The organism is Acidovorax sp. LjRoot204, assembly GCF_056175785.1.
In genome coordinates this window covers 22596-46470 of record NZ_JBGFFF010000017.1, presented here as the reverse complement: position 1 = coordinate 46470, position 23875 = coordinate 22596, and the positions used below count along the sequence as shown (strand labels likewise).

General features: G+C 64.3%; 33 protein-coding genes. 5 read left to right on the top strand and 28 right to left on the bottom strand.

The annotated features are described in order from the left end of the window. The 5 genes from AC04MI_RS05770 to AC04MI_RS05750 all read left to right on the top strand — a co-directional run. Positions 1-604: glutamine synthetase family protein (locus tag AC04MI_RS05770; protein ID WP_476497325.1), on the top strand; the 604-nt coding region annotated here is incomplete at its 5' end. Between the two features lie 222 nt (positions 605-826). After that, positions 827-1348 carry a hypothetical protein gene (locus AC04MI_RS05765; RefSeq protein ID WP_476497323.1) on the top strand — a complete coding sequence of 174 codons (522 nt, stop codon included), beginning with the start codon at positions 827-829 and terminating at the stop codon, positions 1346-1348. Positions 1349-1429: 81 nt separating this feature from the next. Beyond that, positions 1430-2455 carry a nitrogen regulation protein NR(II) gene (gene glnL, locus AC04MI_RS05760; RefSeq protein WP_476497326.1) on the top strand — a complete coding sequence of 342 codons (1026 nt, stop codon included), beginning with the start codon at positions 1430-1432 and terminating at the stop codon, positions 2453-2455. A gap of 51 nt (positions 2456-2506) precedes the next feature. Further along, positions 2507-4144, top strand: coding sequence for a nitrogen regulation protein NR(I) (gene ntrC / locus AC04MI_RS05755; RefSeq protein ID WP_476497322.1), 1638 nt, complete (start codon positions 2507-2509; stop codon positions 4142-4144). A 228-nt stretch (positions 4145-4372) separates the two neighbouring features. Continuing rightward, a complete protein-coding gene (locus AC04MI_RS05750) occupies positions 4373-5320 on the top strand; it encodes a ferritin-like domain-containing protein (RefSeq protein ID WP_056743687.1) in 948 nt (315 codons plus the stop codon). A gap of 146 nt (positions 5321-5466) precedes the next feature. Here AC04MI_RS05750 and xth read toward each other — a convergent pair whose 3' ends face one another. From xth to AC04MI_RS05610, 28 genes are all read right to left on the bottom strand, one after another. Next, positions 5467-6246 (bottom strand): exodeoxyribonuclease III, encoded by a 780-nt coding sequence (gene xth / locus AC04MI_RS05745; protein WP_476497321.1) that lies wholly within the window; start codon positions 6244-6246, stop codon positions 5467-5469. A gap of 117 nt (positions 6247-6363) precedes the next feature. After that, entirely contained in the window at positions 6364-6561 is a 198-nt protein-coding gene (locus AC04MI_RS05740; protein ID WP_476497319.1) for a helix-turn-helix transcriptional regulator, read from the bottom strand. Continuing rightward, the gene (locus AC04MI_RS05735; RefSeq protein WP_476497318.1) at positions 6558-6767 is read right to left on the bottom strand and encodes a hypothetical protein; all 210 of its coding nucleotides are present in this window, start codon (positions 6765-6767) and stop codon (positions 6558-6560) included. Before AC04MI_RS05735 ends, AC04MI_RS05740 begins: the two co-directional genes overlap by 4 nt. Continuing rightward, the gene (locus AC04MI_RS05730; protein WP_476497317.1) at positions 6764-7261 is read right to left on the bottom strand and encodes a DUF1643 domain-containing protein; all 498 of its coding nucleotides are present in this window, start codon (positions 7259-7261) and stop codon (positions 6764-6766) included. Before AC04MI_RS05730 ends, AC04MI_RS05735 begins: the two co-directional genes overlap by 4 nt. Continuing rightward, positions 7258-7575, bottom strand: a complete 318-nt coding sequence (locus tag AC04MI_RS05725) for a hypothetical protein (protein ID WP_476497316.1) — start codon at positions 7573-7575, stop codon at positions 7258-7260. The genes AC04MI_RS05730 and AC04MI_RS05725 overlap by 4 nt, the downstream gene beginning before the upstream one ends. Continuing rightward, entirely contained in the window at positions 7572-7778 is a 207-nt protein-coding gene (locus AC04MI_RS05720) for a hypothetical protein (RefSeq protein ID WP_476497315.1), read from the bottom strand. Before AC04MI_RS05720 ends, AC04MI_RS05725 begins: the two co-directional genes overlap by 4 nt. Then, on the bottom strand, positions 7775-8734 hold the full coding sequence (locus AC04MI_RS05715) for a phage Gp37/Gp68 family protein (protein WP_476497314.1): 960 nt from the start codon (positions 8732-8734) through the stop codon (positions 7775-7777). Before AC04MI_RS05715 ends, AC04MI_RS05720 begins: the two co-directional genes overlap by 4 nt. A gap of 62 nt (positions 8735-8796) precedes the next feature. Beyond that, a complete protein-coding gene (locus AC04MI_RS05710) occupies positions 8797-9399 on the bottom strand; it encodes a hypothetical protein (protein ID WP_476497313.1) in 603 nt (200 codons plus the stop codon). After that, a complete protein-coding gene (locus AC04MI_RS05705; protein WP_476497312.1) occupies positions 9399-9638 on the bottom strand; it encodes a hypothetical protein in 240 nt (79 codons plus the stop codon). Before AC04MI_RS05705 ends, AC04MI_RS05710 begins: the two co-directional genes overlap by 1 nt. Then, positions 9635-10669 (bottom strand): hypothetical protein, encoded by a 1035-nt coding sequence (locus AC04MI_RS05700; protein WP_476497311.1) that lies wholly within the window; start codon positions 10667-10669, stop codon positions 9635-9637. The genes AC04MI_RS05705 and AC04MI_RS05700 overlap by 4 nt, the downstream gene beginning before the upstream one ends. A 379-nt stretch (positions 10670-11048) precedes the next feature. Beyond that, the gene (locus AC04MI_RS05695; protein ID WP_476497310.1) at positions 11049-12806 is read right to left on the bottom strand and encodes a DNA cytosine methyltransferase; all 1758 of its coding nucleotides are present in this window, start codon (positions 12804-12806) and stop codon (positions 11049-11051) included. Positions 12807-12886: 80 nt separating this feature from the next. Continuing rightward, the gene (locus AC04MI_RS05690; protein ID WP_476497309.1) at positions 12887-13420 is read right to left on the bottom strand and encodes a hypothetical protein; all 534 of its coding nucleotides are present in this window, start codon (positions 13418-13420) and stop codon (positions 12887-12889) included. Between the two features lie 2 nt (positions 13421-13422). Beyond that, entirely contained in the window at positions 13423-13569 is a 147-nt protein-coding gene (locus tag AC04MI_RS05685; RefSeq protein ID WP_476497308.1) for a hypothetical protein, read from the bottom strand. After that, entirely contained in the window at positions 13566-14720 is a 1155-nt protein-coding gene (locus tag AC04MI_RS05680; protein ID WP_476497306.1) for a recombination-associated protein RdgC, read from the bottom strand. Before AC04MI_RS05680 ends, AC04MI_RS05685 begins: the two co-directional genes overlap by 4 nt. Positions 14721-14762: 42 nt before the next feature. Beyond that, on the bottom strand, positions 14763-15770 hold the full coding sequence (locus AC04MI_RS05675) for a DNA-methyltransferase (RefSeq protein WP_476497305.1): 1008 nt from the start codon (positions 15768-15770) through the stop codon (positions 14763-14765). Between the two features lie 59 nt (positions 15771-15829). After that, entirely contained in the window at positions 15830-16138 is a 309-nt protein-coding gene (locus AC04MI_RS05670; protein ID WP_476497304.1) for a KTSC domain-containing protein, read from the bottom strand. A gap of 62 nt (positions 16139-16200) precedes the next feature. Further along, complete coding sequence (locus AC04MI_RS05665; RefSeq protein ID WP_476497302.1) at positions 16201-17997, bottom strand: YqaJ viral recombinase family protein; 1797 nt, start codon at positions 17995-17997, stop codon at positions 16201-16203. Positions 17998-18005: 8 nt separating this feature from the next. After that, on the bottom strand, positions 18006-18893 hold the full coding sequence (gene bet, locus AC04MI_RS05660) for a phage recombination protein Bet (RefSeq protein WP_476497300.1): 888 nt from the start codon (positions 18891-18893) through the stop codon (positions 18006-18008). Further along, a complete protein-coding gene (locus AC04MI_RS05655) occupies positions 18890-19090 on the bottom strand; it encodes a hypothetical protein (RefSeq protein ID WP_476497299.1) in 201 nt (66 codons plus the stop codon). The genes bet and AC04MI_RS05655 overlap by 4 nt, the downstream gene beginning before the upstream one ends. Before the next feature lie 98 nt (positions 19091-19188). Further along, positions 19189-19914: a hypothetical protein gene (locus tag AC04MI_RS05650; RefSeq protein ID WP_476497298.1), complete on the bottom strand. Its 726-nt coding sequence runs from the start codon at positions 19912-19914 to the stop codon at positions 19189-19191. Next, positions 19911-20159: a hypothetical protein gene (locus AC04MI_RS05645; protein WP_476497297.1), complete on the bottom strand. Its 249-nt coding sequence runs from the start codon at positions 20157-20159 to the stop codon at positions 19911-19913. The genes AC04MI_RS05650 and AC04MI_RS05645 overlap by 4 nt, the downstream gene beginning before the upstream one ends. A 1-nt stretch (position 20160) precedes the next feature. After that, the gene (locus AC04MI_RS05640; RefSeq protein WP_476497296.1) at positions 20161-20334 is read right to left on the bottom strand and encodes a hypothetical protein; all 174 of its coding nucleotides are present in this window, start codon (positions 20332-20334) and stop codon (positions 20161-20163) included. Between the two features lie 8 nt (positions 20335-20342). Continuing rightward, positions 20343-21053 carry a phosphoribosylanthranilate isomerase gene (trpF, locus tag AC04MI_RS05635; protein WP_476497294.1) on the bottom strand — a complete coding sequence of 237 codons (711 nt, stop codon included), beginning with the start codon at positions 21051-21053 and terminating at the stop codon, positions 20343-20345. After that, entirely contained in the window at positions 21050-21247 is a 198-nt protein-coding gene (locus tag AC04MI_RS05630) for a hypothetical protein (protein ID WP_476497292.1), read from the bottom strand. Before AC04MI_RS05630 ends, trpF begins: the two co-directional genes overlap by 4 nt. 51 nt (positions 21248-21298) lie before the next feature. After that, positions 21299-21508 carry a hypothetical protein gene (locus tag AC04MI_RS05625; RefSeq protein WP_476497291.1) on the bottom strand — a complete coding sequence of 70 codons (210 nt, stop codon included), beginning with the start codon at positions 21506-21508 and terminating at the stop codon, positions 21299-21301. Positions 21509-21511: 3 nt separating this feature from the next. Then, entirely contained in the window at positions 21512-22225 is a 714-nt protein-coding gene (locus tag AC04MI_RS05620) for a hypothetical protein (protein WP_476497290.1), read from the bottom strand. Between the two features lie 429 nt (positions 22226-22654). After that, the gene (locus AC04MI_RS05615) at positions 22655-22852 is read right to left on the bottom strand and encodes a hypothetical protein (protein WP_476497288.1); all 198 of its coding nucleotides are present in this window, start codon (positions 22850-22852) and stop codon (positions 22655-22657) included. Positions 22853-23504: 652 nt separating this feature from the next. Then, positions 23505-23822 carry a hypothetical protein gene (locus tag AC04MI_RS05610; RefSeq protein WP_476497287.1) on the bottom strand — a complete coding sequence of 106 codons (318 nt, stop codon included), beginning with the start codon at positions 23820-23822 and terminating at the stop codon, positions 23505-23507. Positions 23823-23875 lie beyond the last annotated feature (53 nt).

Below are 23875 nucleotides of genomic sequence, written 5' to 3'. Positions count from 1 at the left end.
GCACGTGCACCAGTCSGTCTGGAAGGACGGCAAGAACCTGTTCGCYGGCGACGGCTATGCKGGYCTGTCGGACTTCGCGCTGYACTACATCGGCGGCATCATCAAGCACGCMCGTGCMCTGAACGCCATCACMAACCCYGGYACCAACAGCTACAAGCGCCTGGTGCCYSRCTTCGAAGCMCCGGTGAAGCTGGCCTACTCGGCCAAGAACCGYTCSGCTTCGATCCGYATCCCTTACGTGGCCAACCCCAAGGGCCGTCGCGTGGAAGCCCGCTTCCCCGATCCACTGATGAACCCCTACCTGGGCTTCGCAGCCCTGCTGATGGCCGGTCTGGACGGCGTGGAAAACAAGATCCATCCTGGCGAAGCCGCTACGAAGGACCTGTACCACCTGCCTCCAGAAGAAGACAAGCTGGTGCCCACCGTGTGCCACAGCCTGGACCAGGCCCTGGAACATCTGGACAAGGACCGTGCGTTCCTGACCAAGGGTGGCGTGTTCACCGACAGCATGATCGACGCCTACATCGATCTGAAGATGAACGAAGTGACCCGCTTCCGCATGGCAGTGCACCCCGTCGAGTWCGACATGTACTACTCGCTGTAATCGTCTGCCTGCAGACCATTGCTCAGGAAAAGGCGGCGCAAGCCGCCTTTTTTCATGGGTGGGCGGTGGCGCTACCTGCGCCGAACGCGTGCGGCGGAACCAAGACGCCAGGTGTTGCATCCGTATACACAGCCCTTCAAGGGTCTGCCCTTGTTGGATTGGAGATGTAGGGTGATTGGGAGATACTCCCCTGTCCCCTGCATGTCAGTGCGAGGAAACCGAATGAATAAAACGCTCATCACCCTGCTCCTTATCGCCGCCACCGTCCCCGCAGTCCAGGCGCAAGACCGCATCTACCGTTGCGGCAACGAATACACCAACAACGCCCAGCAAGCCAAGGAGCGCGGCTGCAAGCTGGTGGAGGGCGGCAACGTTACTGTGGTGCAGGRCACCCGCCCAGCGTCTGCCGCAGCTCCTGCAGCGGGTGGTGCGGCAGCCCCGTCGTCTGCGACCTCGCCTGCCAACGCTCCACGCGTCAGCAACAACGAACAAAAATCCCGCGACTCGGATGCCCGCGCGATTCTGGAGTCCGAGCTGCGCAAGGCGGAAACGCGCCATGCCGAACTGCTCAAGGAATACAACAACGGCGCCCCCGAGCGCAACGCACTCGATCTGCGCAACCCCCAGCGCTACACCGAACGCACGGCCGAGCTCAAGGCCAGCGTGGCCCGCAGCGAGAGTGACATTGCGGGTATCAAGCGCGAGATTGCCCGCCTGCCTGCCCCTGCTGCACCCACCAACTGATAGCGGTGATTGCGTGTGAGTGCCCCTTCTTCCTCCGACCTTCCCGGCACTGACACCGGGCGTTTTCATTCCCTGGACCTGATGTCCACCCTGGTGGCGGTGCTGCGCGCTGACGATGGCGCGGTGCAGTTTGCCAATGCCGCGCTGGAAAACACACTGGGCCTCTCGCGCCGCACCCTGGAAGGGGCGGACTTCTCTACCTTCTTCACCGACCCCGCCTTGCTGCAGACGGCCCTGGCGGGCGCCAGGGGCAAGGACTTTGCCGCGCTGCGCTACGAGGCCAGCCTGAAGCGCCTGCACCAGGACCCGGTGCCTGTGCATGTCAACGTGGCCGATGCCGAGCAGGTGGGCGAAATCCTGGTGGAGTTGTGGCCGCTSGAGCAGCAGGYSCGCCAGGACCGCGARGAGCGCCTGCKYGACCAGGCSCAGGCCAACAAGGARCTSATCCGCAAYCTSGCSCACGAGATCAAGAACCCGCTGGGCGGCATTCGGGGTGCGGCACAGCTGCTGGAGATGGAGCTCGACAACCGGGAGCTCACCGAATACACCCAGGTCATCATCCACGAGGCCGACCGCCTGCAAAGCCTGGTGGACCGGCTGCTCGCGCCCCATCGCCACCCCCACCTGGTGGGCGATGTGAACATCCACGAGGTGTGCGAGCGCGTGCGTTCGCTCGTGCTGGTCGAATACCCGCAGGGCCTCAGGGTGCAGCGCGACTACGACACCTCGATTCCCGAGTTTCGCGGGGACCGCGCGCAGCTTATTCAGGCGGTGCTGAACATCGTGCAGAACGCGGCCCAGGCGCTGTCAGAGCGCATCGCCAAGGGGGATGCCGTGATCACGCTGCGCACGCGTGTGGCCCGCCAGGTCACGTTCGGCCGACAACGCTACCGGCTGGCACTGGAATTGCATGTCATCGACAACGGACCGGGCGTACCCGATGCCATCAAGGAGCGGATTTTTTATCCACTGGTATCGGGTCGGGACGGCGGATCAGGGCTGGGGCTGACGTTGGCGCAAACCTTCGTGCAGCGTCACCACGGGTTGATCGAATGCGACAGCGTACCGGGTCGCACCGACTTCCGAATCCTGATCCCCTTGCCCTGAGAGCGCATGACGGTCCCTGACACGCAACCACAGGGAAGGTAAGAAAAACATATGAAGCCGATCTGGATAGTAGATGACGACCCCTCGATCCGCTTCGTCCTGGAAAAGGCGCTGGCCCGCGAGAACCTGCCCACGCGCAGTTTCACGCACCCGCGCGAAGTGCTGGACGCACTGGCCGATGTCACCGCAGGCGACCCCGCGCGCCAGGGCCCCCAGGTTCTGGTGAGCGACATCCGCATGCCCGGAGGTTCGGGCCTGCAACTGCTGGAGAAGGTGCGCGAGCTGCAGCCCGGCCTGCCCGTCATCATCATGACGGCGTWYTCCGACCTCGACAGCGCSGTKTCGGCSTTYCAGSGCGGYGCSTTCGAATACCTGCCCAAGCCSTTYGACCTGCCCAAGGCGGTGGAGCTGATCCGCCGAGCGGTGGAAGAAAGCCAGCGCGAAGAAGTCACCGAAGAGCGCCAGACCGCGACCCCCGAAATGCTGGGCCAGGCGCCCGCCATGCAGGACGTGTTCCGCGCCATCGGSCGGCTSTCGCARAGCMASGTCACGGTGCTCATCACCGGCGAATCGGGCTCGGGCAAGGAACTGGTGGCGCGCGCGCTGCACAAGCATTCGCCCGTGGCAGACGGCCCCTTTGTGGCCATCAACACCGCAGCCATTCCCAAGGACCTGCTGGAGAGCGAACTCTTCGGCCATGAGCGCGGCGCCTTCACCGGCGCCCAGACCCAGCGGCGCGGCCGCTTCGAGCAGGCCGAGGGCGGCACGCTGTTCCTCGACGAAATTGGCGACATGCCGTTTGATTTGCAGACGCGCTTGCTGCGCGTGTTGTCCGACGGCCAGTTCTACCGCGTGGGCGGCCATGCGGCCGTCAAGGCCCATGTGCGTGTGATTGCCGCCACCCACCAGAACCTGGAGCAGCGCGTCAAGGAAGGCGGCTTCCGCGAGGACTTGTTCCACCGCCTCAATGTGATCCGCCTGCGCCTGCCCGCGCTGCGTGAGCGGCATGAAGACGTGCCCATGCTCACGCGCCACTTTCTGCAGCAAAGCGCGCGGCAACTGGGCGTGGAGCCCAAGCGCATTGCCGATTCGGCACTGGCGCGGCTGGAGCAGTTTGCCTTCCCGGGCAACGTGCGCCAGCTSGAGAACATCTGCCAYTGGCTSACSGTGATGGCRCCKGCCCAGGTGATCTCGCTGCAGGACCTGCCGCCCGAGGTGCTGGAAGCCCCGGTGTACCAGCCGCCAGTGCGCGCCACGGCGGGCGCCGAGCCTGCGGCGGCCACGGTCACATCAATGCCGGTGGCCCCGCYGGCGCCTGTTGCGCCAGTGGCGCAGCCTGCACCCGAATTGGTGGGGGGCCTGCACCCCGCAGCGCAGGTGTCCGCTCCAGTGTCGGCGTCTGCACCTGCGGCCGTTGCGTCCTGGTCGGCCGACGCCGCCGTAGCCCCTGTGGCTGCCGCCCACAGCTGGGAGCAGGCACTGGAAACCGAAGCGCAAAAACTGCTCGCAGGCGGCCAGCCCGAGGTGTGGGATGCGCTCACGCGGCGCTTTGAGTCGCGCCTGATCCGCACGGCCCTGGTGGCCACCCACGGCCGTCGCATGGAGGCCGCGCAGCGCCTGGGCATTGGGCGCAACACCATCACCCGCAAGATCCAGGAGTTGGGGCTGGACGCACCGGATGAAGTATGAAAATGGCCGCAGGTGCGTGTTTATCATGCCTCTGCAGCTATTGAAATAGTAGCAATGCAAGGTGCCACTACATCGCTGGTGGCATCGCTGTAACCCGGCCCGGATGCGCGCTGCGCATCGCACTGCATGGCGGGCCATGTCCTACATGCAGGCCCTCCCTGGGCCGACCCGGCACTCCGGAGGTGGCTTCAACAATGAAGTCACTGTCAACCAACCGGAGATGTTCCTATGTCGGATTTCAACGATGCCAACCGTGACCCCTTGACCAATGAGCCAGGTGCTCACCCCGTCGGAACGGGCGTGGGCGCCGCCCTCGGGGGCGCCGCTGCCGGGGCTGCTGCAGGTGCTTTTGGCGGCCCGGTCGGCGCTGCCATTGGTGGCGTGGCGGGTGCTGTGGCGGGCGGCCTGGCGGGCAAGGCGGCTGCCGAGGCCGTCAACCCCACCGAAGAAGACGCCTACTGGCGCGAGACCTACCACCGCGAGCCCTACTACGTGGGCGGCCGTACGTACGACCAATACCGGCCGGCCTATGAACTGGGCTGGTCGTCGGTAGGCCGCTACGAGGGCAACTTTGACGCCATCGAGCCGCGCCTGGCCGACGACTGGCGTGCACGCCACGGCAGCGACGGCCTGGCCTGGACCGACGTGCGCCCCGCCACCCGCGCCGCGTGGGAGCGCGCCGCCAACCGCGCTGCGCTGGCCAGCGACCGCCCGATGGACGTGATCGACGCCGAAGACGTGGTCGATGTGCTCAACGACCTGCTGGAGTCTGCACGTGACGGCGAATACGGCTTCCATGCCTGTGCCGAGCACGCAGAGTCGGGCCAGCTCAAGGGCATCTTCCAGCGCCACTCGCGCGAGTGTGCGGCTGCCGCCGTGGAGCTGGAGCACGAGATCCGCCGCCTCAATGGCGACCCTGCGCAGGGGGGGACCGTGGCGGGCGCGTTGCACCGGGGCTGGGTGTCGGTGAAGACCGCTTTGTCCACCCAGGACGATAAGGCCGTGCTCGAAGAATGCGAACGTGGCGAGGACGCTGCGGTGGCCCGCTACCGCAAGGCGCTGAAGGCTGCGCTGCCTGCCGATGTGCGCGCTCTGGTGGAGCGCCAGGCCCAAGGCGCCCAGCGCAACCACGACGAGGTGCGTGCGCTGCGCGACGGGTTCTCGCCCCGGCCCTGATCCCAGGTGCCGAGGGCGACCCTTGGGTAAACCGCACCTGACCGGGCGTCGGTTGCTGCGCTGAGGGCTGACCCCAAGAAAAAGGCTGCCAGAGCATTCCTCTGGCAGCCTTTTTTGCGTCGCGTGCGGACCGGCTCAGGGGCGCATCAGGCGCTCATCGTGACAACCACCGGCGCATGGTCGCTGGGCTGTGGGTTCTTGCGCGGGGCGCGGTCCACCAAGCAGGCCGTCACCGTGGGCTTGAGGGCCTCGCTCACCAGAATGTGGTCGATGCGCAGGCCCCGGTTTTTCTGGAAACCCAGCATGCGGTAGTCCCACCACGAAWAGCTCTTTTCGGGCTGCTCGAACATGCGGAAGGCATCGGTCAGCCCCAGGGACAGCAGGGCCTGGAAGTGGTTGCGCTCTTCGGTGGTGTGGTGGATGGTCTCGCGCAGGCCCTCGGGGTCGTACGAGTCGCGGTCTTCGGGCGCCACGTTGAAGTCGCCCACCAGCACCAGGCGCGGGTGGGCGGCCATCTCGGCGCGCACCATGTCCTGCAGCGCCTGCAGCCAGCGCATCTTGTAGGCGAACTTTTCCGAGCCCGGCTCCTGGCCGTTGACGAAGTAGCCGTTGAGCAGGCGCAGCGGGCCTGCCGGCGTGTCCAGCGTGGCGGCGATGACGCGGGCCTGCTCGTCGCCAAAGGCGGGGATGTTGCGCACCACATCGCGCAGCGGGTGGCGGCTCAGGATGGCTACGCCGTTGTAGGTCTTTTGGCCGAAGGCGACGGCTTCGTAGCCGGCCTCTTTCAACGCGTCGTGGGGAAACTTGTCGTCGGTGAGCTTGAGCTCCTGCAGGCACAGGGCATCGACCGGGTTGGCGGCCAGCCAGGCCAGCACCTGGGGCAGGCGCACCGACAGGGAGTTCACGTTCCAGGTGGCAATTTGCATTGGCTGAAAAATCTCTTGTAAATCAATCGGTTGCTGTTGTGTGGGTTGCATTTTTTGGTCTAGCTACCCACCTGGCTACCCGGATTTTGTGCCCTTGGGTAGCCGTGTTGGAAGGGCCTAGCCGGCATTGTCGCCGCACCGAGACTCCAGGTAGTCGTGGATGCTTTTCGCGGTGATCCGGCTGGCACGCTTGCCGACTTTCACCAGCGTCAAATGCTTGTCCTTGACCAGCCGGTAGATGGTTGCGCGCGAGACATCGAGCTTTGCGGCGGCGTGGTTGATTTGATAGGCGAGGGGATGTTGTGCGGTGTTCATGTTGTTCTGGCTCCTGGCAATTCGCCGGTAGCGGGTAAGGCGAAGTACGCGACGCCCGCATCAGTGGGGCGGTGGTTGATCCCTTGGAGCAGGCCCTTGCGGTGCAGGGCCTGCAGGGTGCGGTGGTCATTGGAGGGCGGCTGCCCCACCGTTGCGCGCCACAGCGCGTTGCGCTGGGCGGGCGAGAGGGAGGGGCGTTTGGTCATGCCGAGCGCCCATCAAGAAAGGATGTCAGAGGTGTGTCGTACCCCAGCATCAGCGGATGCATTGGGTCACCCGCCTTTGTGAGGCCGAAGCAGCGCACCGGCTTGCCGGAAGACACCAGCGCGTCAGCCAGCACATCGAAGAACTCCTGCAGCGCGGGCGGCACCTTCGATGTGTTTCCCCAGCACGGAACCAGAATGTCGGCCTCCGTGATGATGTCGGTGATGTGGTCGCCGATGTCAGGGCCGTGTGGGTCATCGACGGCGGCCAGCGTCTTCACATCTGTGGCTCGGTATGCGAACACGTTGCCCACTATGAAGCGCGAAGCGCCCCAGCGCTTGGCGAAACCAGTCCACTTGCGCACGGTGGCGTCGTCCTCTGTGGCATCGGCAGTGCTGGGGTTGATGCCGAAGAACGCGTACACCGGACCGTCCATGGCCACCTGGCGCTCCAGGCGGTAGCGGTACAGGCCGCATGGCGAAAGGACGGCGCTCACGCTGCACCGCCTTCCAGCTCAATGCGCGCACGCTCCTGCAATGTCGCCAGTTCGGCGCGCTTGTTCTCGATGTGGGCTCGGATCACTGACTCGGCCAGCACCGGCGAGACATTGAGGATGCGGTGGGCGTTCTCGCCGCTCGGAATTCCAAGCTGGAGGTGCCGTGGTTGGCCGAAGGCGTCTCTGATGGTCGGCGCTGTCTTGTCCAGGCGTTCGCGCTCTCGGATGGTCTTCATGTCATCGAGCAGCGTTTGGCCCGCTTCGAGTTCTCGGTAAGCTTGGTAGATCAGGGCGGCGGTTTCTTGGGTAATCATGGTGTGGTCCTTACCGGCCGCTTCAGCAGCCAGGTGAAATGCGGGGGCATGCCCGCGGCTCGATAGGTGGCCCACAGCTCCGTGCCCGTAGGGCAGCGCTGCAGGTTGTTGGGGTTGCCGCCGGCGGCGCGGCATGTGGCACAGCCGGTGTGGTGGAGCTGGTAGGCCTTGTCTGCAGCTGACCAGTCGGGCGGGGTGGTCATGGGTTGGGGAAGCCGTCCCAAGTGCGGCCATCCAGCAGGCGGCCTGCCGCCTTCTTGCCCACGCGCGCGGCGCCCTGTCCGTCAGGCCAGTCGTGGAATGCTGGCTGGTCAGGGCCGTGTGGCGCGCCCTTCTCAAACACCAGTTTCACGGTGTCGCCTTCGCGGATCGTCGGCATCCACTCGCCCCACTGCTTGAACAAGAACGGCACCCCAGCGGCCTCGCACTGGTCGCGCAGGCTGCGGGCCCATTCGGGGTGCATGGGGCGCGCGCCGGGGCCGCTCTCACCGCCGACGATCACCCAGTCCAGCGCTGGAACATCGTCGGCTGGCTCACCCTCATCATTCACGCAGTTGGTCGTGCCCTTGAGCGGGAAAATCACGGCGTCACCGCCGAAGACATCAATGCTCGTCAGATCAACCGGCCCCAGCAGCGGCTCCATGCTCAGGAACCGCACGCGCGCTGGCACCTGCAGCAGCTTGGGTATGTCGCGGTCGGCCTCGGCCTGGTTCACGATGGTGGCGCCGATCCAGACATTGGGGAAATGCCGGTCGAAGTCGAAGGGCACCGGCAGCATGTTGCCCACGTTCCCGATGCGCTTTGTCAGCAGCAGCCAATCGAGTTTGGGCGTTGCGGCGATCAACTCGAATAGGTCCGAGCGCCACTGCGGGTCCACCGCGTTGTCGAACACATCGGCCAGCGAGGCGCAGAAAACTCGCTGGCGGCGGCCGTACTGCGCCATGAAGGCATCGGCCTGAGCATTCCAGCGCAGCGGCATCTTCCAGTTGGCTGGCTTGGTGCGCACGCGCTCATTGCCAGGGCCCCAAACGGCCACGCCCATGCGCTTGTCCATGAGGTTTTCGGCATAGCAGTGATCGCACCCGGGGCCCACCTTGGTGCAGCCAATCCAGGGATTAAAAGTGTGATCCGTCCATTCGATCTTGGTGTTTTCGGCCATGTGTGGCTCCAGAAATGACAAACCCCGCATGAGCGGGGCTGTTGATGGGGTGGGGGTGCCTGTCAGGCAGACGGTTCCTTGGTCTTGAAAAGCGGGCTCTGAATCCGCCTGTTCTCTGCTTCGATCATGGGTTTTGCAATGGCTCGCATTTCGCTGGCATCGTGTCCAGACCACCAGGCGACCATGCACTCCACGGTGTCGTAGTCGGTGGTGGTGATGTCGGAGAACGCATCCCAGTCCACGCGGCGGTCGAAGGCCGTGGCCACGAATGCGTCAGACTTCGCCAGCATGGCCTCGACGGTGCGGATGCCTCCATTCATACCGCGATAGCGCCGGTTTTCGAGTGCCCAGGCCATCATGAATCGGCCTTCGGCGGTATTCGAGAAGCGGTGTTGATCGCCGATGGTCAGCATCTGCTCTGCAGCGTGTGTGAAGCCGCTGCCGCCGTTGCAGCCCATGAATGTCATGTACGACGCACAGACAGAGGCCTCGCGCTGGCCAACGCTGGACCCCGTGCTCCACAGGATCGTGTGCAGGCGGCCCGGGTCGGCGGCCATGTAGTCCTGCCAGAGCTTTAGGTAGATGCCCTCGCCGGGTGTGCCCGCTCGCGGTGGGCGGATGGGGGTGTGCAACAGCTCCAGCAGTTCTTCCTGATCGCCTCCCATCACGCACCTCCTTGCTTGCGGGCTGCGATGGCTGAATCAATGGCCTTTGCCACATCGAAGAGGCAGGAGTCGCAAAGATCGAATTTGCGGGTTGCGTCCGCGCAGGCGTGGCCGTGCATGTCCAAGGCGTGGGCGTTGAGCGTCAGCTTGCCCTCTTGGCGAGAGTTTTGGCCGTCCATCGTCACGGTGCAGCAGTCGCAGGTTTTGATGGTATGGGCTGGGATGGTTTTTGTGCTCATGGCTTCTCCAGTGGGCCGAGCGGCCACGGGTCAACGATTGCGGTGATTTCTGACATGGCGTCATGGGCGCTTGGCCCGTCTGGCAGCAGGTATCGCTGCACTATCCCGAGGACTTTGCGCAACGCCGTCTGCGCATCCTCCAGCACGCTGTCTGCCTTTGCGCGGTCAGCAGCCATGAAGTCGCGCCAGTCGGGGGCGGTGCGCAGGATCGCCAGAGCCGTTCCGGGCTCTGTCGCCGAGTCCAGCACTCGGTAGCAGGCATCCATCGTCTGGTTCGGGTTGCGGCCCCAGCCAAGCATGAGCATTGCAAGCGCGCTGCGCAGTTGCGCCCAGTTCACCCCACCCGCTGGTTCCGTCACGCTGTCTGCCGGGGCACGGGCTGCGCGGTATGGGGCAAGCTCTTTGGCAATGCTTTCAATATGTCCTTGTGCAAGTTGCTTTGCGTCATCCGTACTCGCGGCGCAGCCAATGTATTCACCGTTTAAGTACAGACAACGCGCGTCATGCTCTTTCCAGCTTTTCCACTCGATGCGAAACGGCCCAAGCGGGGTTTGCGCCGTGCAATGGTCATAGCTACAAATGCCGTGAGTTGGCGGCGTGTCTTGCGTCCACTGTAAATTGCGCACTGGCGCTGGCTGGCTGTCTGCCTGGGGCGTGGGTGATTGCGGCAGTGGTGAGTGCTTCGGCTTTGCGGCCTGCTTGGCTCGTATCTTTGCCACCAGCTCGGGGGCGTTGATGCGCACCAGCTCCACCTCGCCGGCGTCATGCATGTCCAGGCCGCTGGCCAGGCACAGCGCAGCCAGTGTGACCATCACGCCGCCGACTTCCTGCGGTGGATCGCCAACGGGGCGGCCAAACACGTAGTCCACCAGCTGGTGTGCCTCGCTTGCCGTGCAGCCCAGAGACTGCACCAGCTCAAGCGACTCTTCCAGAAAGCGATGGTTGCGCTCCATGCGGTCTGCTGCAATCTCGGCGCCGAAGCACTCCAGCAGCCAGGGCTGCACGCGCTGTTGGAAGGCTGGCGCAGCCACGGGGGCGCTGCTGGCCCGGGGCGCTGCATTGAGCGCAGCCAGCCGACCGCACTTTGGCGTCTTGCAGTAACTTCCAGGGATGCATCCTGGGCAAGGGTCTGCTGCCGCAGCCGATGGGGCGGGCTGCTGTGCCTCTACCAGGGCGGCGCAAGCAGCGTCAATGTAGTCCCAGTGAGTGCGCTCCGGTTGGTCGCGGATATGCGGGCGACAAAAGCCTAGGCTGGATTGCACAGCGCGCAAGCCCTCGATGATCTGCGCTTTCGTAGGTGCTACGACGGTCAGCGCTTCTGGCGCCCCTTGTTGGTTGGTCATGTGTATTCCTCAGTATTTGGGCGCAGCGCTTGACCAACAAGCGCTAGCAGCTATGTTTTGTGTAGCACTACGCGGCCTTGCGCATCACGCCGTTGGCCGCCTCGGAGTAGTTCGCCGCCACGATCAGCCGCATGGGCAGCGGGCTCACGCTGTTGCCCGCCATCCGCACCTGAGCGGTCTTCGTGAGCTTTTTGCCGCTGGAAGTGCGATCGATCACGTAGTCGGGCGGGAAGTCCTGGGCGTTGTAAAGCTCGCGCGGGGTCAGCATGCGCAGCGTGATGTCCACGATTACCCAGGGCTCGCCCTTGAGCCACACCGTGACGAGCGCCAGGCGGTCGTGCGTGGTGATGGTGGTCATGGGGTCGCGTGGGTCTGCCCACTGGCCGCCGCTGGCGTGGTATCGCATGAGGAAGGCAGCGCAGCGCAGGGCTCCCGCCTCGTCTTCCTTGCCCAGCTCGTACTGCACCAGGGCGTGATGCTCGCCGCCGGCGGATACCACTGGCACCGGGTCGCGCGCATCGCGGCCGATGCTGTGCTTGCGCAGCGTGGTGAGGTGGGCCACCGCCAGCTGCTGCTGACTGCCGCTGGTGGTGATGGTTGATACACCGTCGCGCAGGTCGCGGGCGTGCACGGTGTTGTGGCCGCCGTTGGCCTGCACCATGAACGCCGTCGCCAAGCTCTGGCCGCCACCGCTGGCAGTGACCGTGCCCACCGGGCCTGTCACATCGTTCACCCCGTAGCTGCGGCGCTTGCTGTCGCCCGATCCCTCGCCGTGGCCTGCCTGCACAAGGTAGGCAGACGCAACCGCGTGCTTGATGCCGCCCGCCACCATGGTGCCGATGGCGGATTGGATGTCCATGGCGCGCGGGGCTTGGCCCTCTGCCTCACCGTAGCCAGTCTGCACCAGCGTGCGCGCCGCGCCGTCCACGATGAACGGATCTTTGCTCTCCAGCACGAACCGCTTCATGCCGTAGGCGATGCGCCGCATGGTGGCCTCGGCCAGTTCCTTTTTGCGGCCGAAGATGCTGGTGCCCGGGATGCTCCAGTCGATGCATTCGGCGGCCTGCTTGTACGGCTTGAGCTTGCCCGTGGGGTTCTTGGCGTGGGTCAGCTCGGGCCAGACGATGGGCAGGCCATCGCAGCGGGCGATCATGTAGAGCCGGGTGCGCGTGCTGCGGCAGCCCACCTTGGCATTGCAGATCACCCGCCACTCCACCTTGTAGCCCATGGCCCGCAGGCCTTCTACGAAGTGGTCCCAGTTGTGGCCCTTGCGCGTGGGGTCGGGCACCAGGAACTGATTGCCCCGGGGCACCACCTCACCCGGGTTGGCCACGCGGTAGGTGGGCTTGCCGTTGGCGCCCATCACCTTGTCCAGTGTGATGACGCGGCCGGTGGCCGGATCGCGCTTTGCCACCAGCGGGGACCACTGCAGCATCTGCTCCACGTTCTCCAGCGTGATGACATCGGGCCGGGTCTTGCCCGCCCAGCGGTGCACCATCCAGGCCAGGGAGCGGATCTCCTGGCTGCGCGGCTGGCCGCCCAGCGCTTGGCTGTGGTGGGTGCAATCTGGGGATGCATGCAGCAGGCCCACGGCCTCGCCGCGCGTGACTGCCAGAGGATCTACCCGGCGAATGTCCTCCCGGTAGTGCCGGGTCTGCGGGTGGTTGATCTCGTGCATGCCGATGGCGTCGGCATCGTGGTTGATCGCCACATCGACGTGCCGGCCAATGGCCTGCTCGATGCCGGTGCTGGCGCCGCCGCCACCGGCAAAGAGGTCGATCACCAGTTTGGCGGACAGGGCCAGGATGAATTGAGGTGTGAGCATGGTTCTTCCGGTTGGGCCCAGGGCGGGCCAGAAACGAAAGAGCCCGCGTGGTGCGGGCTCTTTGTGGTGTGGGTTAGTGCCTAAGCCAGCTGCTCGATGGTCTGGATGTTCTTGAGGTTGATGATGTCGCCGCCGTCGCTCTTCACGCGTGCCGTGGCCAGGCGGTATGCCTCCTGGTGCTCACCGTAGGAAATTTGGCGCAGTTGGAAATCATGGGCAACCACCAGCATGCGTATGGCCTCCAGCTCTGAGGCGCGCAGCGCGCCGGGTTTCCAGCCTGTTGGGCTGTCCTGGCGTGTGCTGATTTCCTCCAGCGCATTGAGCGCTGCCTTGAGGTCGCTGCGAAAGCCCTTCACCACGCCGCCGTCCTCGATGGCCATGCCCACGTTCACCAGGGTGCACAGGCGTAGCCAGTCTTTGAAGTTGCCCTTTCCAACGCGAAATGCCTCCACCGCCCGGCGGCTGGGCACGATGTAGTGCTCAATTTCTGGGGTGGTGAGCTTCGTTGCGTTGCGGATGGCCACGTTCACCGGAGACTCCGGCAAGTCTGTGACGAACTTCATCCACTCGGGTTGCTTGCCCTTCGCGGCAAGGCGTCGCAGCTGTCGGTTCATGGTCAATGTCCGCAGGGGAGGGCACCGCCCACGGGCGTGCCGTCTGGGTTGATGGGGTGGCGGGCGCCGCAGCCCAGGCAGGTGCGGTGCTCGGGTTTTGGTAGCGGCTGGATGGCGAATGGCCAGCGTTGCGGGGTTTGTTGGGTCATGCCAGTACCTCGCGCGTGCCATCGGCTCTCATCGCGCTGACCACCCCCGCCTTTTCCATGGACTCCAGCAGCCGCGCGGCGCGGTTGTAGCCAATGAGCAGCTTGCGCTGCACGTAGGAAATGCTCGCCTTGCGGTCTTTGCGCACCAGCTCGGCGGCCTGCTCGTACAAGGGATCTTGGCCGCCGTCTTCGAAATACGGATCTTTTGGCAGGGCCTCTATCAAGGCGGCAGACTTTGCTTCCAGCGCAGCAATGCCCACGGCGCTCTCTGCCTCCCCGCCCAGCGCCTCGATCAGGTCCGGGATCAGCTTGACCAGCTCGCCAGTGGCAATCGCCACATCGGTGTCGAAACCGCCGTCGTCTGCCTTGGTGCCCTCGAAAACGGTGTCCAGGAAGGCCAGCTTGCGCACCTGCAGCCCCTCGGTCAGCAGGAAAGAAACCCGGTCATCCCAGGTCATCGCCAGCTTGGTAGGCAGCTTGCCCGCGTCGATGTGGCCCTGAACCTCGGCAATGTCCAGCGGGTGGCGGCCGTAGCGCACCACGGCTTTTTCTTCGTTGGCGCTCTTGAGCTCGCACTCGCGGTCCACTGTGAAGCCGACGGGCGGCTCCTGTTCCTTGAGCCAGTGCGCCATGGCAGCCTGCGGGCTGGTCTGGGTGCTGAGCAGCGACACGGACAGGCCGGGCAGCGCCTCGACCAGCAGCGTCACCACTTCATCTGCGCGGCCCTGGCTGGCCGTGCCCAGTACCAGAAGGCGCGATGTGGGGTCGATCCACACCCACATGCTGGCCTGCTTGGTGAAGGCCATGGGCAGGAGATCCAGCTTGGCCTCGTCCTTGAGCTCGCGGGATTCCTTTTTTCCGGGCTTGCGGCCCGTCTCCTGCTCAATGCGGTCGGCCTTTTCCTTGACCTTGCGGGCCAGCACGCTGCCGGGCAGGGTCTTGTACTCGGTCATCAGACGGGCGATCCACTGGCCGCCGATGCTCTCGACCAGGGCACCGTGGGCCTCGCCGCGGGGTGGCACCCAGCCGCAGGACTTCTCCTGGGTGGCACCGCACTCCATGAATGGAGCCTTGGCCAGGGCTTCCTCGGCAGCCTGCAGGTCTGGTGCCCAGCCTTGGGCGATGCGGTAAATGATCAGGGACTTGAACATGGGGACTCCATGAAAAAGCCCGCACTGGGCGGGCTTGGGGGGTTAGGCGAAGAGTGGTCCCACGGCAGTGGCTATTCGAGCATCCTGCAGTGGTTGGTATGCGGGGTTCAATTCACACCCCAGGTACTGGCGGCCATGCTGCAGCGCTACGGCGGCAGTGGTGCCGCTTCCCATGAACGGGTCCAGCACAATGTCGCCAACTCGAGATCCCGCAAGAATGCAGGGTTCAATCAGCGCGGGAGGAAACGTTGCGAAGTGGGCGCCTTTGTAGGGGCGCGTGGCCACTGTCCAGACACTGCGGCGGTTTCGCATCGTCCCCTCCCAAGGCACTGAGCCAGCCTGGTGGCGGCTGTCACCCGGCAGCCCTGGACGTGGTTTGCGTGCCAAGTTCCCAGAGCGGCGAGCAACCGCTTTCATGGTGCCGTTGGTCTTTCCCGGAACCCTATCGCTTCCGGCTTGTTGCTCGAGATCCTGGGACAAACGCGCAACCGTGCTCGCTGCAACCTGTTCCATCACCGCTTCTTGGTCGTAGAAGTAGCGCTCCGACTTCGACAGCAGAAACACATACTCATGCGCTTTGGTGCAACGGTCGGTGACGCTCTCGGGCATGGGGTTCGGTTTCGACCAGATGATGTCCTGGCGTAGATACCAGCCGTCGGCGCGCAGTGCAAATGCCAGCAGCCAGGGTATCCCGATCAGGTCTTTTGGCTTGCAGCCGCCGGGTACACCAGCGCCGATCCCTTGGCCCTGGGTGACGGCTCCGCTTCCAGAAACTCGACCGGGTTGGGTGCCGCGCTGCCCCGCATAGCTGTCCCCGATGTTCAACCATAGCGTGCCATCGTCGGACAGCACGTCGCGCACGCAGCGGAACACCTCGACCATGGCCGCGATGTATTCCTCGGGTGTCTGCTCCAGGCCAAGCTGGCCAGGGTGCCCGTAGTCGCGCAGGCCAAAGTAGGGCGGGCTGGTAACACACATTTGCGCACGTACGCCGTCAGCAGCCCAGGCGCGCATCGTCTCTCGGCAGTCGCCGGTCACAGTGATGTTCATAAAAGGGCTCAAAAAAAGCCACCTCGGCGGGTCGCTTGGGGGTTGGGTTGCTGGGTGGGTCAGGCTGCAGACTTGGCCTCTTCACCCTTTGCCTTCGGCGCCGGGAACTTCTTGAACGGCAGCGGCTTGATGTGCTGGCCGAAGAAGGAGCCGATGGACTCTGCGGCCACGAACTTGGCGTGCACCTCGGGCTCCACATTGGGGTAGTGGTAAATGTGGCCCGGGCCGCGCGTGAACTGGCAGGCCAGCGTCTTGGTGCTTGGGTCGTAGCCGATGCAGGCCACCTGGTTGCTGGTGACAGGCGCCATGGGAATGGGCGTGTAGGGCTCGTCGGAGAAAGCGGCGGGTTCAATGCGTTTGATGTTCACGGGGATCTCCAGAATGAAAGCGGCCCGCGCGTGGCGGGCCTTGGTTGCGGGGTTGGGCGGGATCAGGCTGCGACTGCAGTCCGGGATTTCAGGAACTCAGCCTTGGCGGCCAGGGCCTGAGCGGCGATGGCTTCACAGATTTCTGGGAAGTCGTCTTCGTGGTACAGCGGTGCGGCGCGCTCGCGGCCGGCGGGCTCGAAGCCCAGGGCGCGCAGGTCTTCGGCCGTCACGGTCATGTGGCCCAGGCGCTCTTTGATGGTTCCGATGCGCAGGGTGGGCGGGCCGGTGCGCTCTGCAGGTGCTGCAGGTACTGCAGGCGCGGCAGCCGGAGCGGCAGCCATGCGCTGCGCCGTCCCGATCACCTGCTGTGCGTCCAGCCCGGCCACAGCCTCGGCGTGCTGCTCGCGCACCAAGGTGCCCAGGTCGGCAGCCACTGCCGGGTGCAGCGTCTCGGCCTGCGCCGCTTGGGTGATGGCAGCTTGCGCGGCGCGTTCATCGGCGGCCAGCTTCTCGCGCGCCTCACGGTCGGCGCGGTCGGCTTCTTCCTTGCGGATGCGCTCGCGCTCCACTTCCTGCCGTTCGCGCTCTGCCGTCACCCGGTTGGCGATGATCGCGGCCAGGTCGTCTGGAGCCTTGAGCACCAGGGCGGCGGCATCGTGCACCACCAGCCCGCTGGCCTGCAGTGTCTTGACGTTGGCGTGGATGCGGTTGGCGATCTCGCTGGCGGCGATCTTGGCGCGGGCCAGTTCGTCGTTCACGGCGCTGCGCAGGCTGTCCACGGTGCGCTTGCCCTTGATGGCCCCGGCGAAGTCGGCGGGCACCTGGGGCATGTAGTTCACTGGCATGGCCGCGTTGAGCTCGTCGATGTGCTTGCGCAGGGCTGCGATGCCACCGGCCACGATCTCGCCCCGAATCTCTTCCTTACGGGCTTTCACCAGCTTGTCCAACTCCAGGCGCGTGCGGCGGGCTTCTGCGCTGATGTCGTCGATGGTGCGGAACAGCTCGTCGATGGTGGCCGTCTGGCTCAGGGCATGCTCCTTCGCAGCAGCCAAGCGGCTTTCCACATCGGCACACCACTTCACCGTGCTCTCTGCTGTCGCAAAGTCCTGGTCGGTAGACAGCGTGCGGTTGATGCCCCGGAACACCTCCAGCGCATGGGCCTTGTACTCGGGCAGGTTGCTGGCCGTGACCGCGCCGGTCACCTGGATCAGCAGGGCGGGCAGGTTGTCGGGGGTCTTGCCAACCACGGGCGYGGGCTTCGCCTCGGCTGGCGCCCAGACTGCCAAATCGGCGGCAAACTGCTTCCAGCCTGCGATCAGTTGGGCCCGGCGCTCTGGTTTAGATTCGTACCAGACCCAGGCGCTGCGCCCTGCGGTGCCGTCGCTGGTGGCGAACATGATGCGCTTGGCACCAGACACCAGCAGCTGCTGCTCCAACTGCCAGTAGTGGTGCGGCGCGGGTTCTCCGGTATCCGCAAGCTGGGCCGCCACTTTGCCGGACCACAGCTTGTGCTCGAACCCGATGGTGCGGTCCATGGTCAGGCCGTCAAAGCTCGCCAGCAGCGGAAGGCCATCCACATCACGGGTGCCGGTGATGTTGTAGAGGTCGTCGTCAATCTGGGCTTCAGCGATTGGGCGGTAGCCCGCCTCGGCGTCGTGCCCCGCCTGAAACAGCGCCGCCTTGTGGCTGTCGATCTCGGCATCCACCAGCCGCAGCGCCTTCTGCTTGAGCAGTTCGTCGCGGGACAGGTAGGGCGAAACGCCCATCATCGCGGGGGCTTCGCTGGCCGTGAAGTGGTCGGCGCGCAGCGAGTGCCATTGGTTCGTGCCTTGCTGCACGTCGTGAACGATCATGGTCATGTTGTTCCTCAAGCGGACATTTCGTCCATGCGGGTTTCGTAGATGGCGTTCAACTCGGCCTGTTGGGCTGGGTCGGTGATGGAGCCGATCAGGTCGGCGGCCACGTTGAGTGCGTCAGCGTCAACCGCGCCGCGCAGCTGGTGCGCAACCTGGTCGAAAGTCGGCCCCTGCTGTTGCTCCTGCGGCTTGAGCGCACGAATGGCGGCTTCCTGCTCGGCGGTCAGCGCGCCCTTGCTGCGGGCGAACTTCACGATCTCTTCGACATCGGAGCCGCTGTTGACTGCGGCCTGCCACTTGGGCAGGCGGGCATTGAACGAGTCATCAGGCCAGGTCGGCGGCGCAGTGGGCTCCACAACCTCGACCATGCCCATTGCCTTCGAGGCGGGCGTAGCCTCCACGATGCGCTCGGCCTCGTCCTGGTCATAGATCCCGCCGTAGCCGAATGCCAGGCGAGCGCACTGGATCATGGCCTTGTGGCGCAGCATGCGCTTTGGGTGCGACTGCCATGGGCCGGTGCCACGGGCGCACTCTTCGCGGTACTCCGTCACCTTGATAGGCCGGTTGCGGTCCTTGCGGTAGATGATGCAGGTGCAGCTTTCGGGGCTTTGCTCAAACTCGATGCCGTCGAACTGCGGGTGTGAGTTGATGATCCGGCTCCAGCCGTCCACACCTACAACGGGCACGATGCCGTTGTTCTTGTCGGGGAAGGCGTAGATTTCTTTCGTCCACGGGTTCAGGGCGTACTGGTTGGCAACTACCAGCAGAGCCGTCATTTGCGCGTCGCTGACCTGACCCTTGAAGGCTGTGGCCTTGAGGGTTCCGATCAGGTCGGCGCCGTCGCCCATGTCGAGCTTGGTTGCCAGGGTGCGTGTCAGGGTGGTAAGGGCATTACTCATGTGAACCTCAATTGGTGGTTGTTTCGGATGGTCTTGATCGGCCTCTTAGGCCGGTTGGGCTCGCCCAGGTGGAGCGCTCCGCAGAACTCGCAGCGGTACGTACTCATGGGCTTGCCGTGTTTCTTGTTGGAGCGCTTGCGCGCTTTCTCGGCCAGCTCGTAGCTGGTGATGGCCGACTTCCCGGTGGGGCAGTCCATGGCATCACCTCAGATGAAGGGTTGATGCACCCAGGCCATGTAGAGGGCCAGGGCAGCAGAGGTGGAAAGGAGCCAGGCGGCGAAGGCGAGGGCGGCTTTCATGGCAGCCTCCGGAACTCGATGGCCCATACCCAGGGGTTGGCGGCCCAGCTGTCGGGGCCGTTGATCTGCTCCCAGAGCGTTCGAAACAAATCGCAGGCGTTGTCGTTGAAGTGCGACTTGCCGTCAGGCATGCGCAGCTCGTAGATGCCCATGCAGTCCTCTGAGCGGCGAGCTTTTGCACTGAAAGTCAGCCCCTCGGCTGCCGCATCAGCCTCGCTGATGTCCTGCAGGCGCTCCACGCGCACGCTGGTGATTTCCAGGGTGATGCGGCTGACCCAGCGGGGCATGTGGATGCTGGGGCGCCAACGACGATCCCGCGCGTGGTTGTCGATGCTGTAGTTCTCTGGGTCGGACAAACCAGCCCAGATTTCGGTCAGACGGTCTGCCTGCTCTTCAGGAATGCGCAGCGGCCACTTTGAGGCGTTATCAGCAGCGAAGCGAACGCACGGCTGCCCATCCTCGGTCCAGTCGTAGAACTGCCAGCTCTCGCGCACCCAAAGCCGGTCGCCGGGCTGGCCGTAGGGGCAGGCAATGTGCACATACGGCGCTTCGACAGAAATCTCTTGACCTGGGCTGCGCTTGGTCGCGGGTAGGTGGTGCCCGCCGACAAACCTTGCGTCTGCAATCGGTTGCGGCTTACACACCCGCCGCGTCTGCGTCTTGCTGCCATCCAGCAGCGCGCGGACCATGGGCCCGCTGAAAAGGATGGGGCGCTCTTTCATGGCTGTACGCCCCGCGCCACCATCCCGGCTGCCGCATCTGCGCGGGCGCGGCGCTCGGGCGTCCAAAGGTCGGGCCGCTCCTGCTGTGCCTGGGCCAACGCATCGCGCAGATTGGCGGCATCGTCGGCCTTGGACTCCCATTCAGTGGGCCCGTCCAGCAGGTGGCTCCCGCCGAGCAGGAACGAGGTCAACAGGACTGCAGCGGCGATCCAGGCAAAAGCCTTGAGGTTTTCAAAGGGTGGCATTTCAATCTCCTTGCTCCAAAGATTCCGGGTCCAGCTCCGCGCCAATGGCGGCAGCCTCATCCCTGAGTGCGGCCGCGCGGGCGGCTTCGTCGTTGCGGCGCTTGGTGTCGGCCTGGGCTGCCATGGATGCAGCCAGGGCATCGCGGCGGGCGCTGGTGAAGTGCGGGGCGGTCATGGGGTCGATCACGCTGCACCGCTCTCTGTGTGGCCGAAAACCGCTTCGCAAACACGTCGGCACTTCGCTATGGAAAAGTGGTCGTTCTCGTCACGGACGCCACTTTCCATGTCGATCCAGTAGTGCTTCTGTCGCGCCCCGATATGGCGAACAGCTTCGGCTACGTTCTCTGGTTTGAGTCCACCAGCAAAGCCGACATATGACTCTTCGGGCGCCGTTGGCCATCCTTCTGGTGAAGTGCCACGGCCACCCGATTGGTCAAAAAGCCAACTCACTGTTGATCCGGGAGGAAACCGCTGCGGGTCGCGTGATTGCAAAATCGTTGCGAGGCCTCGTCGGAGGCCCCACAGGAAAAGCGTCTCGCGTTTGTCGAAAGCAGATGGATCGGCGGTGTTGATCTGGATGCGGTTGAAAGCGCCACTTCGCAAGATCGGCTCCAGTGCCGCCAAGCTGTTCGCGCCCAGTAGCTCCCGGCTGTGGGCGCCACAGATGTGCGCGGACAAAGTGATCAGGCCGCTGTCTCCAACGACCTCAATCAACTTAGATACCCATCGCTCCGATGGATATCGGCCGTGCCCAGTGCGCTGCGGCGAGAAGAGAATGCCGAACTCAACTGGGTAGTCCAGTGACAGGCTCATCATCTGTTCGACATCGGTGCTGTCATCAGCCCCGGTGAAGGTGATCAGTTTTGGGCTGAAAATGGAATCGGTATTGCTCACGACCGCACCCCCATGTACGCGTTGTGCTGGACCTGATCCACCAGGGCGCGGTGGTAGCGGGGATCGCTGGCCTCGATGGCGGCCACCTCTGCCCAGGCCTGATTGCGCAGCCGCTGCAGCTCTTGCGGGGAGATTGGCGGCGGTGCGCCAGGGATGCGCAGCAGCGGCTGCGCCGTGGTGTTGACGTTTTGCATTGCGCCTCCTGGGCGGGAAAAAGAAAGCCCGCGTGGTGCGGGCTGGGTGAATCAGAAGGGGATTCCGTCGTCTGGTTGGTATCGCTGCCAGTGGGGCCGCGTCAACGGGTCTTCGTGCTGCGGGTGCTGGTCCCATAGCACGCGCCAGCGCCGGACAAGGGCGGGCTCGCCGTGGTACATGAACCCGTAGCCGTCATAGACGCGGGCCTCGCGGTGCGCGCGGCGGTAGAGGGCGCGCGTCCAGCGGAACTTGCGGGCCATGGTTCAGCCCTGCTGCAGTTCCGGGGCTGCTTGCGCCGCCTGCTTCGCCTTGTCGTAGGCCTTGATGCCCCACGCGATGGCGTAGCAGTTCCACAGGAAATCAAACTTGAAGACGCGGCAGTCCCACTCCCAGCAGTCCTCCAGGTTGAACCCCGGCACCTCATCGCAACGGAAGTCGCGGGCCGCGTCGTAGGCGCGAATCGAGCCGTCATCGGCAAGCGCGAGCACCTCATCTTTCAGCGCGGCCCAGAGCGCATCCCGCTGCTCTTCAAATTGGCGCCGGTCGGCATCGGTGGTCCATTCGTCGTCGTCGGGCTGATTGCTCTCCTTCCAGCTATCGAACGCCTCTTGGACGTGCTGGCGGAAGCTGTCGGCGCAGTATTCCTGGGCATCGCGTGGCGCTGGCGCGCGCAGCTTTTCGTCCCAGTAGCTGGCGTTGATCGCCAACTGGTCGGCGCGGCCCGTCCGGTCGTAGTGCTCCTGATCCGTGCGGAAGAACACGAACATGTCATGCAGGCGCCGGAACACGAAGGTGCCCATGTCGCCGTCAACGCACAGCGTGCCGGGCCAAGTGATGATGTCGAACCAGTAGGCGTTCGATTCGGGATTCTTGAATCGCAAATGGCGGTTCACGCCGTCATCGCGCAGCACCTCCATCTGGTGAGCTGCCGCGTCTTTGAGGAATCGTTCCTCGGTGCAGGAATACTTGCGGGCCATGGGAACTCCGAATAAAAAAGCCCACGCGAGGTGGGCGAACCCCTGCGCAAGGCAGGAGGGGAGGGAGAGGGTGGGCTACTTGCCGGGGGGATTCGCAGCACCGTCCAAAGTTTTGCGAAGTGGCTTTTGCCCGTGAGGGTTGATGGTGGCCGGAGGTGATCCCGGCTTGAACTCTTGCGGCTAAATCGCCGGCAGCTCTGGCTCTCGATTTCCCCAGCCCATCACCACTGGGCATTCACCATCACATCAGGACATGCGGGAATCGAACCCGCGTACTGTCAGCGTCACGCCTTATCTGCAGATTGACGTGGGCTGCTGGTCATACCAACGAAACCTTGCTGCCCTGATGTGATGGCCCCGGCGCTGGGCCGGGACGGTGGCAGCAGCTGTCAACCGATCGTTGACAACTGACAAGTATTCCTTGACAGATCAAGCGCCCATGCGCTCCGCAGTCCTGCCGTAGGCACAGCCTCTGCGGTAGGCCAGGAACAGTTCATTTACGTGGCCGTCTTGATAGACAACGCCCTGTGGCCATAGCTCTTTTGCTTCACGATCCAGTCGGCGGTGCTTGAACTCTCGTTCAAACATCGCCATCAGCTCGCTGTGCTCTTTGGTTCCTATCCCCATGCTCGCGCTCCTTGAAAACCTCAACCGCCTGTCACGCGGCTCAGGTTTTGGCCCCTTCCTGCTCTTGGTGGGGCCAACCTCATCTGTACTTGGCGCGCCCAGAGCGGCGCCCGATCTTTTTGATCTCGCTGGATACGGCACCCAGCGCGCAACGTTGAAAGCGTCTATGTGTGCCACGCACTTCTTTTGAAAGCACATGGAGGGTTCGAGGCTGTTGAGGCCAAGGTGGTCCACTGAGTTAGCTCCATCGTCCTGACCCATGCCAGCGATCCCCGGACTCACGCCCACTACACACCGGTTCACCCGGCACCTGCGTTGTTTGCTTGTTCAAGTCGGTGTGCTCCGCTTCCAAGAACTCCGTGGTGACCGCCGATCCGCTCACCCTGTCGCTGCGTTTTGCTGCGATGGGTGAATTATTAGCTATGCGCTAAGCGTTTGTCAATCGCGCAGCGCTAAGTATTTTCGCTACACTGCTGTTACGCCCAATCCGGGCGGGCAACAAAAAACCGCCTCAGGGGCGGTTTGGAGGGTTGTTATGGAAAGCGACGAATTGCTCTATGAGCTGCGCAGCCCCGAGGGGCATGTGTGGCKCTTGTATTTGGACGGCCGCACTGAGGGGTTCCCTGCAGGCACTCTTGTGTCCAACTTTGCTCTAGCCTGGAGTGCGCGGGTGGTCGGGGAAGTGGAAAAGCAATCCGCCTGCTTCGCCGCACAGTAGACCAAGGCTGAACTCATTGTGCGTAGGCCTGTCGCAGGCTGTGGCACCAAATTGGGTGGCAAGAGCACTTGCTGCTGGTGTGAAGTACATCTCCACGTTGTCTGCGCGCCTGTCGTAGCGTGAGAACAAGGCCCACTCAGGGCGCGGCGCGCCGTGAGCGATCAGCAGCGCCATGAAGGCATCCTGAATTTTGCGCGTGGGCGCGAAAGCGTCAGCCCCGTTGCCGAGGTCGAGTCTGTACCATGAGCTCATTTGAATGCCCTCTCTGGATGGTTGTTGAGGAACTTCCATCGTAGCCCGAGAGG

Coding starts and splice junctions, on each gene's coding strand:
- AC04MI_RS05710 (WP_476497313.1), bottom strand. CDS start 9,399: ATGGGAGGCGATCAGGAAGAACTGCTGGAGCTGTTGCACACCCCCATC.
- AC04MI_RS05675 (WP_476497305.1), bottom strand. CDS start 15,770: ATGAACATCACTGTGACCGGCGACTGCCGAGAGACGATGCGCGCCTGG.
- AC04MI_RS05620 (WP_476497290.1), bottom strand. CDS start 22,225: ATGGCCCGCAAGTATTCCTGCACCGAGGAACGATTCCTCAAAGACGCG.
- AC04MI_RS05645 (WP_476497297.1), bottom strand. CDS start 20,159: ATGCCACCCTTTGAAAACCTCAAGGCTTTTGCCTGGATCGCCGCTGCA.
- AC04MI_RS05725 (WP_476497316.1), bottom strand. CDS start 7,575: ATGATTACCCAAGAAACCGCCGCCCTGATCTACCAAGCTTACCGAGAA.
- AC04MI_RS05720 (WP_476497315.1), bottom strand. CDS start 7,778: ATGACCACCCCGCCCGACTGGTCAGCTGCAGACAAGGCCTACCAGCTC.
- AC04MI_RS05650 (WP_476497298.1), bottom strand. CDS start 19,914: ATGAAAGAGCGCCCCATCCTTTTCAGCGGGCCCATGGTCCGCGCGCTG.
- AC04MI_RS05715 (WP_476497314.1), bottom strand. CDS start 8,734: ATGGCCGAAAACACCAAGATCGAATGGACGGATCACACTTTTAATCCC.
- AC04MI_RS05680 (WP_476497306.1), bottom strand. CDS start 14,720: ATGTTCAAGTCCCTGATCATTTACCGCATCGCCCAAGGCTGGGCACCA.
- AC04MI_RS05630 (WP_476497292.1), bottom strand. CDS start 21,247: ATGCAAAACGTCAACACCACGGCGCAGCCGCTGCTGCGCATCCCTGGC.
- AC04MI_RS05750 (WP_056743687.1), top strand. CDS start 4,373: ATGTCGGATTTCAACGATGCCAACCGTGACCCCTTGACCAATGAGCCA.
- AC04MI_RS05610 (WP_476497287.1), bottom strand. CDS start 23,822: ATGAGCTCATGGTACAGACTCGACCTCGGCAACGGGGCTGACGCTTTC.
- AC04MI_RS05695 (WP_476497310.1), bottom strand. CDS start 12,806: ATGCTCACACCTCAATTCATCCTGGCCCTGTCCGCCAAACTGGTGATC.
- AC04MI_RS05705 (WP_476497312.1), bottom strand. CDS start 9,638: ATGAGCACAAAAACCATCCCAGCCCATACCATCAAAACCTGCGACTGC.
- bet (WP_476497300.1), bottom strand. CDS start 18,893: ATGAGTAATGCCCTTACCACCCTGACACGCACCCTGGCAACCAAGCTC.
- AC04MI_RS05740 (WP_476497319.1), bottom strand. CDS start 6,561: ATGAACACCGCACAACATCCCCTCGCCTATCAAATCAACCACGCCGCC.
- AC04MI_RS05640 (WP_476497296.1), bottom strand. CDS start 20,334: ATGACCGCCCCGCACTTCACCAGCGCCCGCCGCGATGCCCTGGCTGCA.
- AC04MI_RS05655 (WP_476497299.1), bottom strand. CDS start 19,090: ATGGACTGCCCCACCGGGAAGTCGGCCATCACCAGCTACGAGCTGGCC.
- AC04MI_RS05625 (WP_476497291.1), bottom strand. CDS start 21,508: ATGGCCCGCAAGTTCCGCTGGACGCGCGCCCTCTACCGCCGCGCGCAC.
- AC04MI_RS05735 (WP_476497318.1), bottom strand. CDS start 6,767: ATGACCAAACGCCCCTCCCTCTCGCCCGCCCAGCGCAACGCGCTGTGG.
- AC04MI_RS05685 (WP_476497308.1), bottom strand. CDS start 13,569: ATGACCCAACAAACCCCGCAACGCTGGCCATTCGCCATCCAGCCGCTA.
- AC04MI_RS05615 (WP_476497288.1), bottom strand. CDS start 22,852: ATGGGGATAGGAACCAAAGAGCACAGCGAGCTGATGGCGATGTTTGAA.
- AC04MI_RS05690 (WP_476497309.1), bottom strand. CDS start 13,420: ATGAACCGACAGCTGCGACGCCTTGCCGCGAAGGGCAAGCAACCCGAG.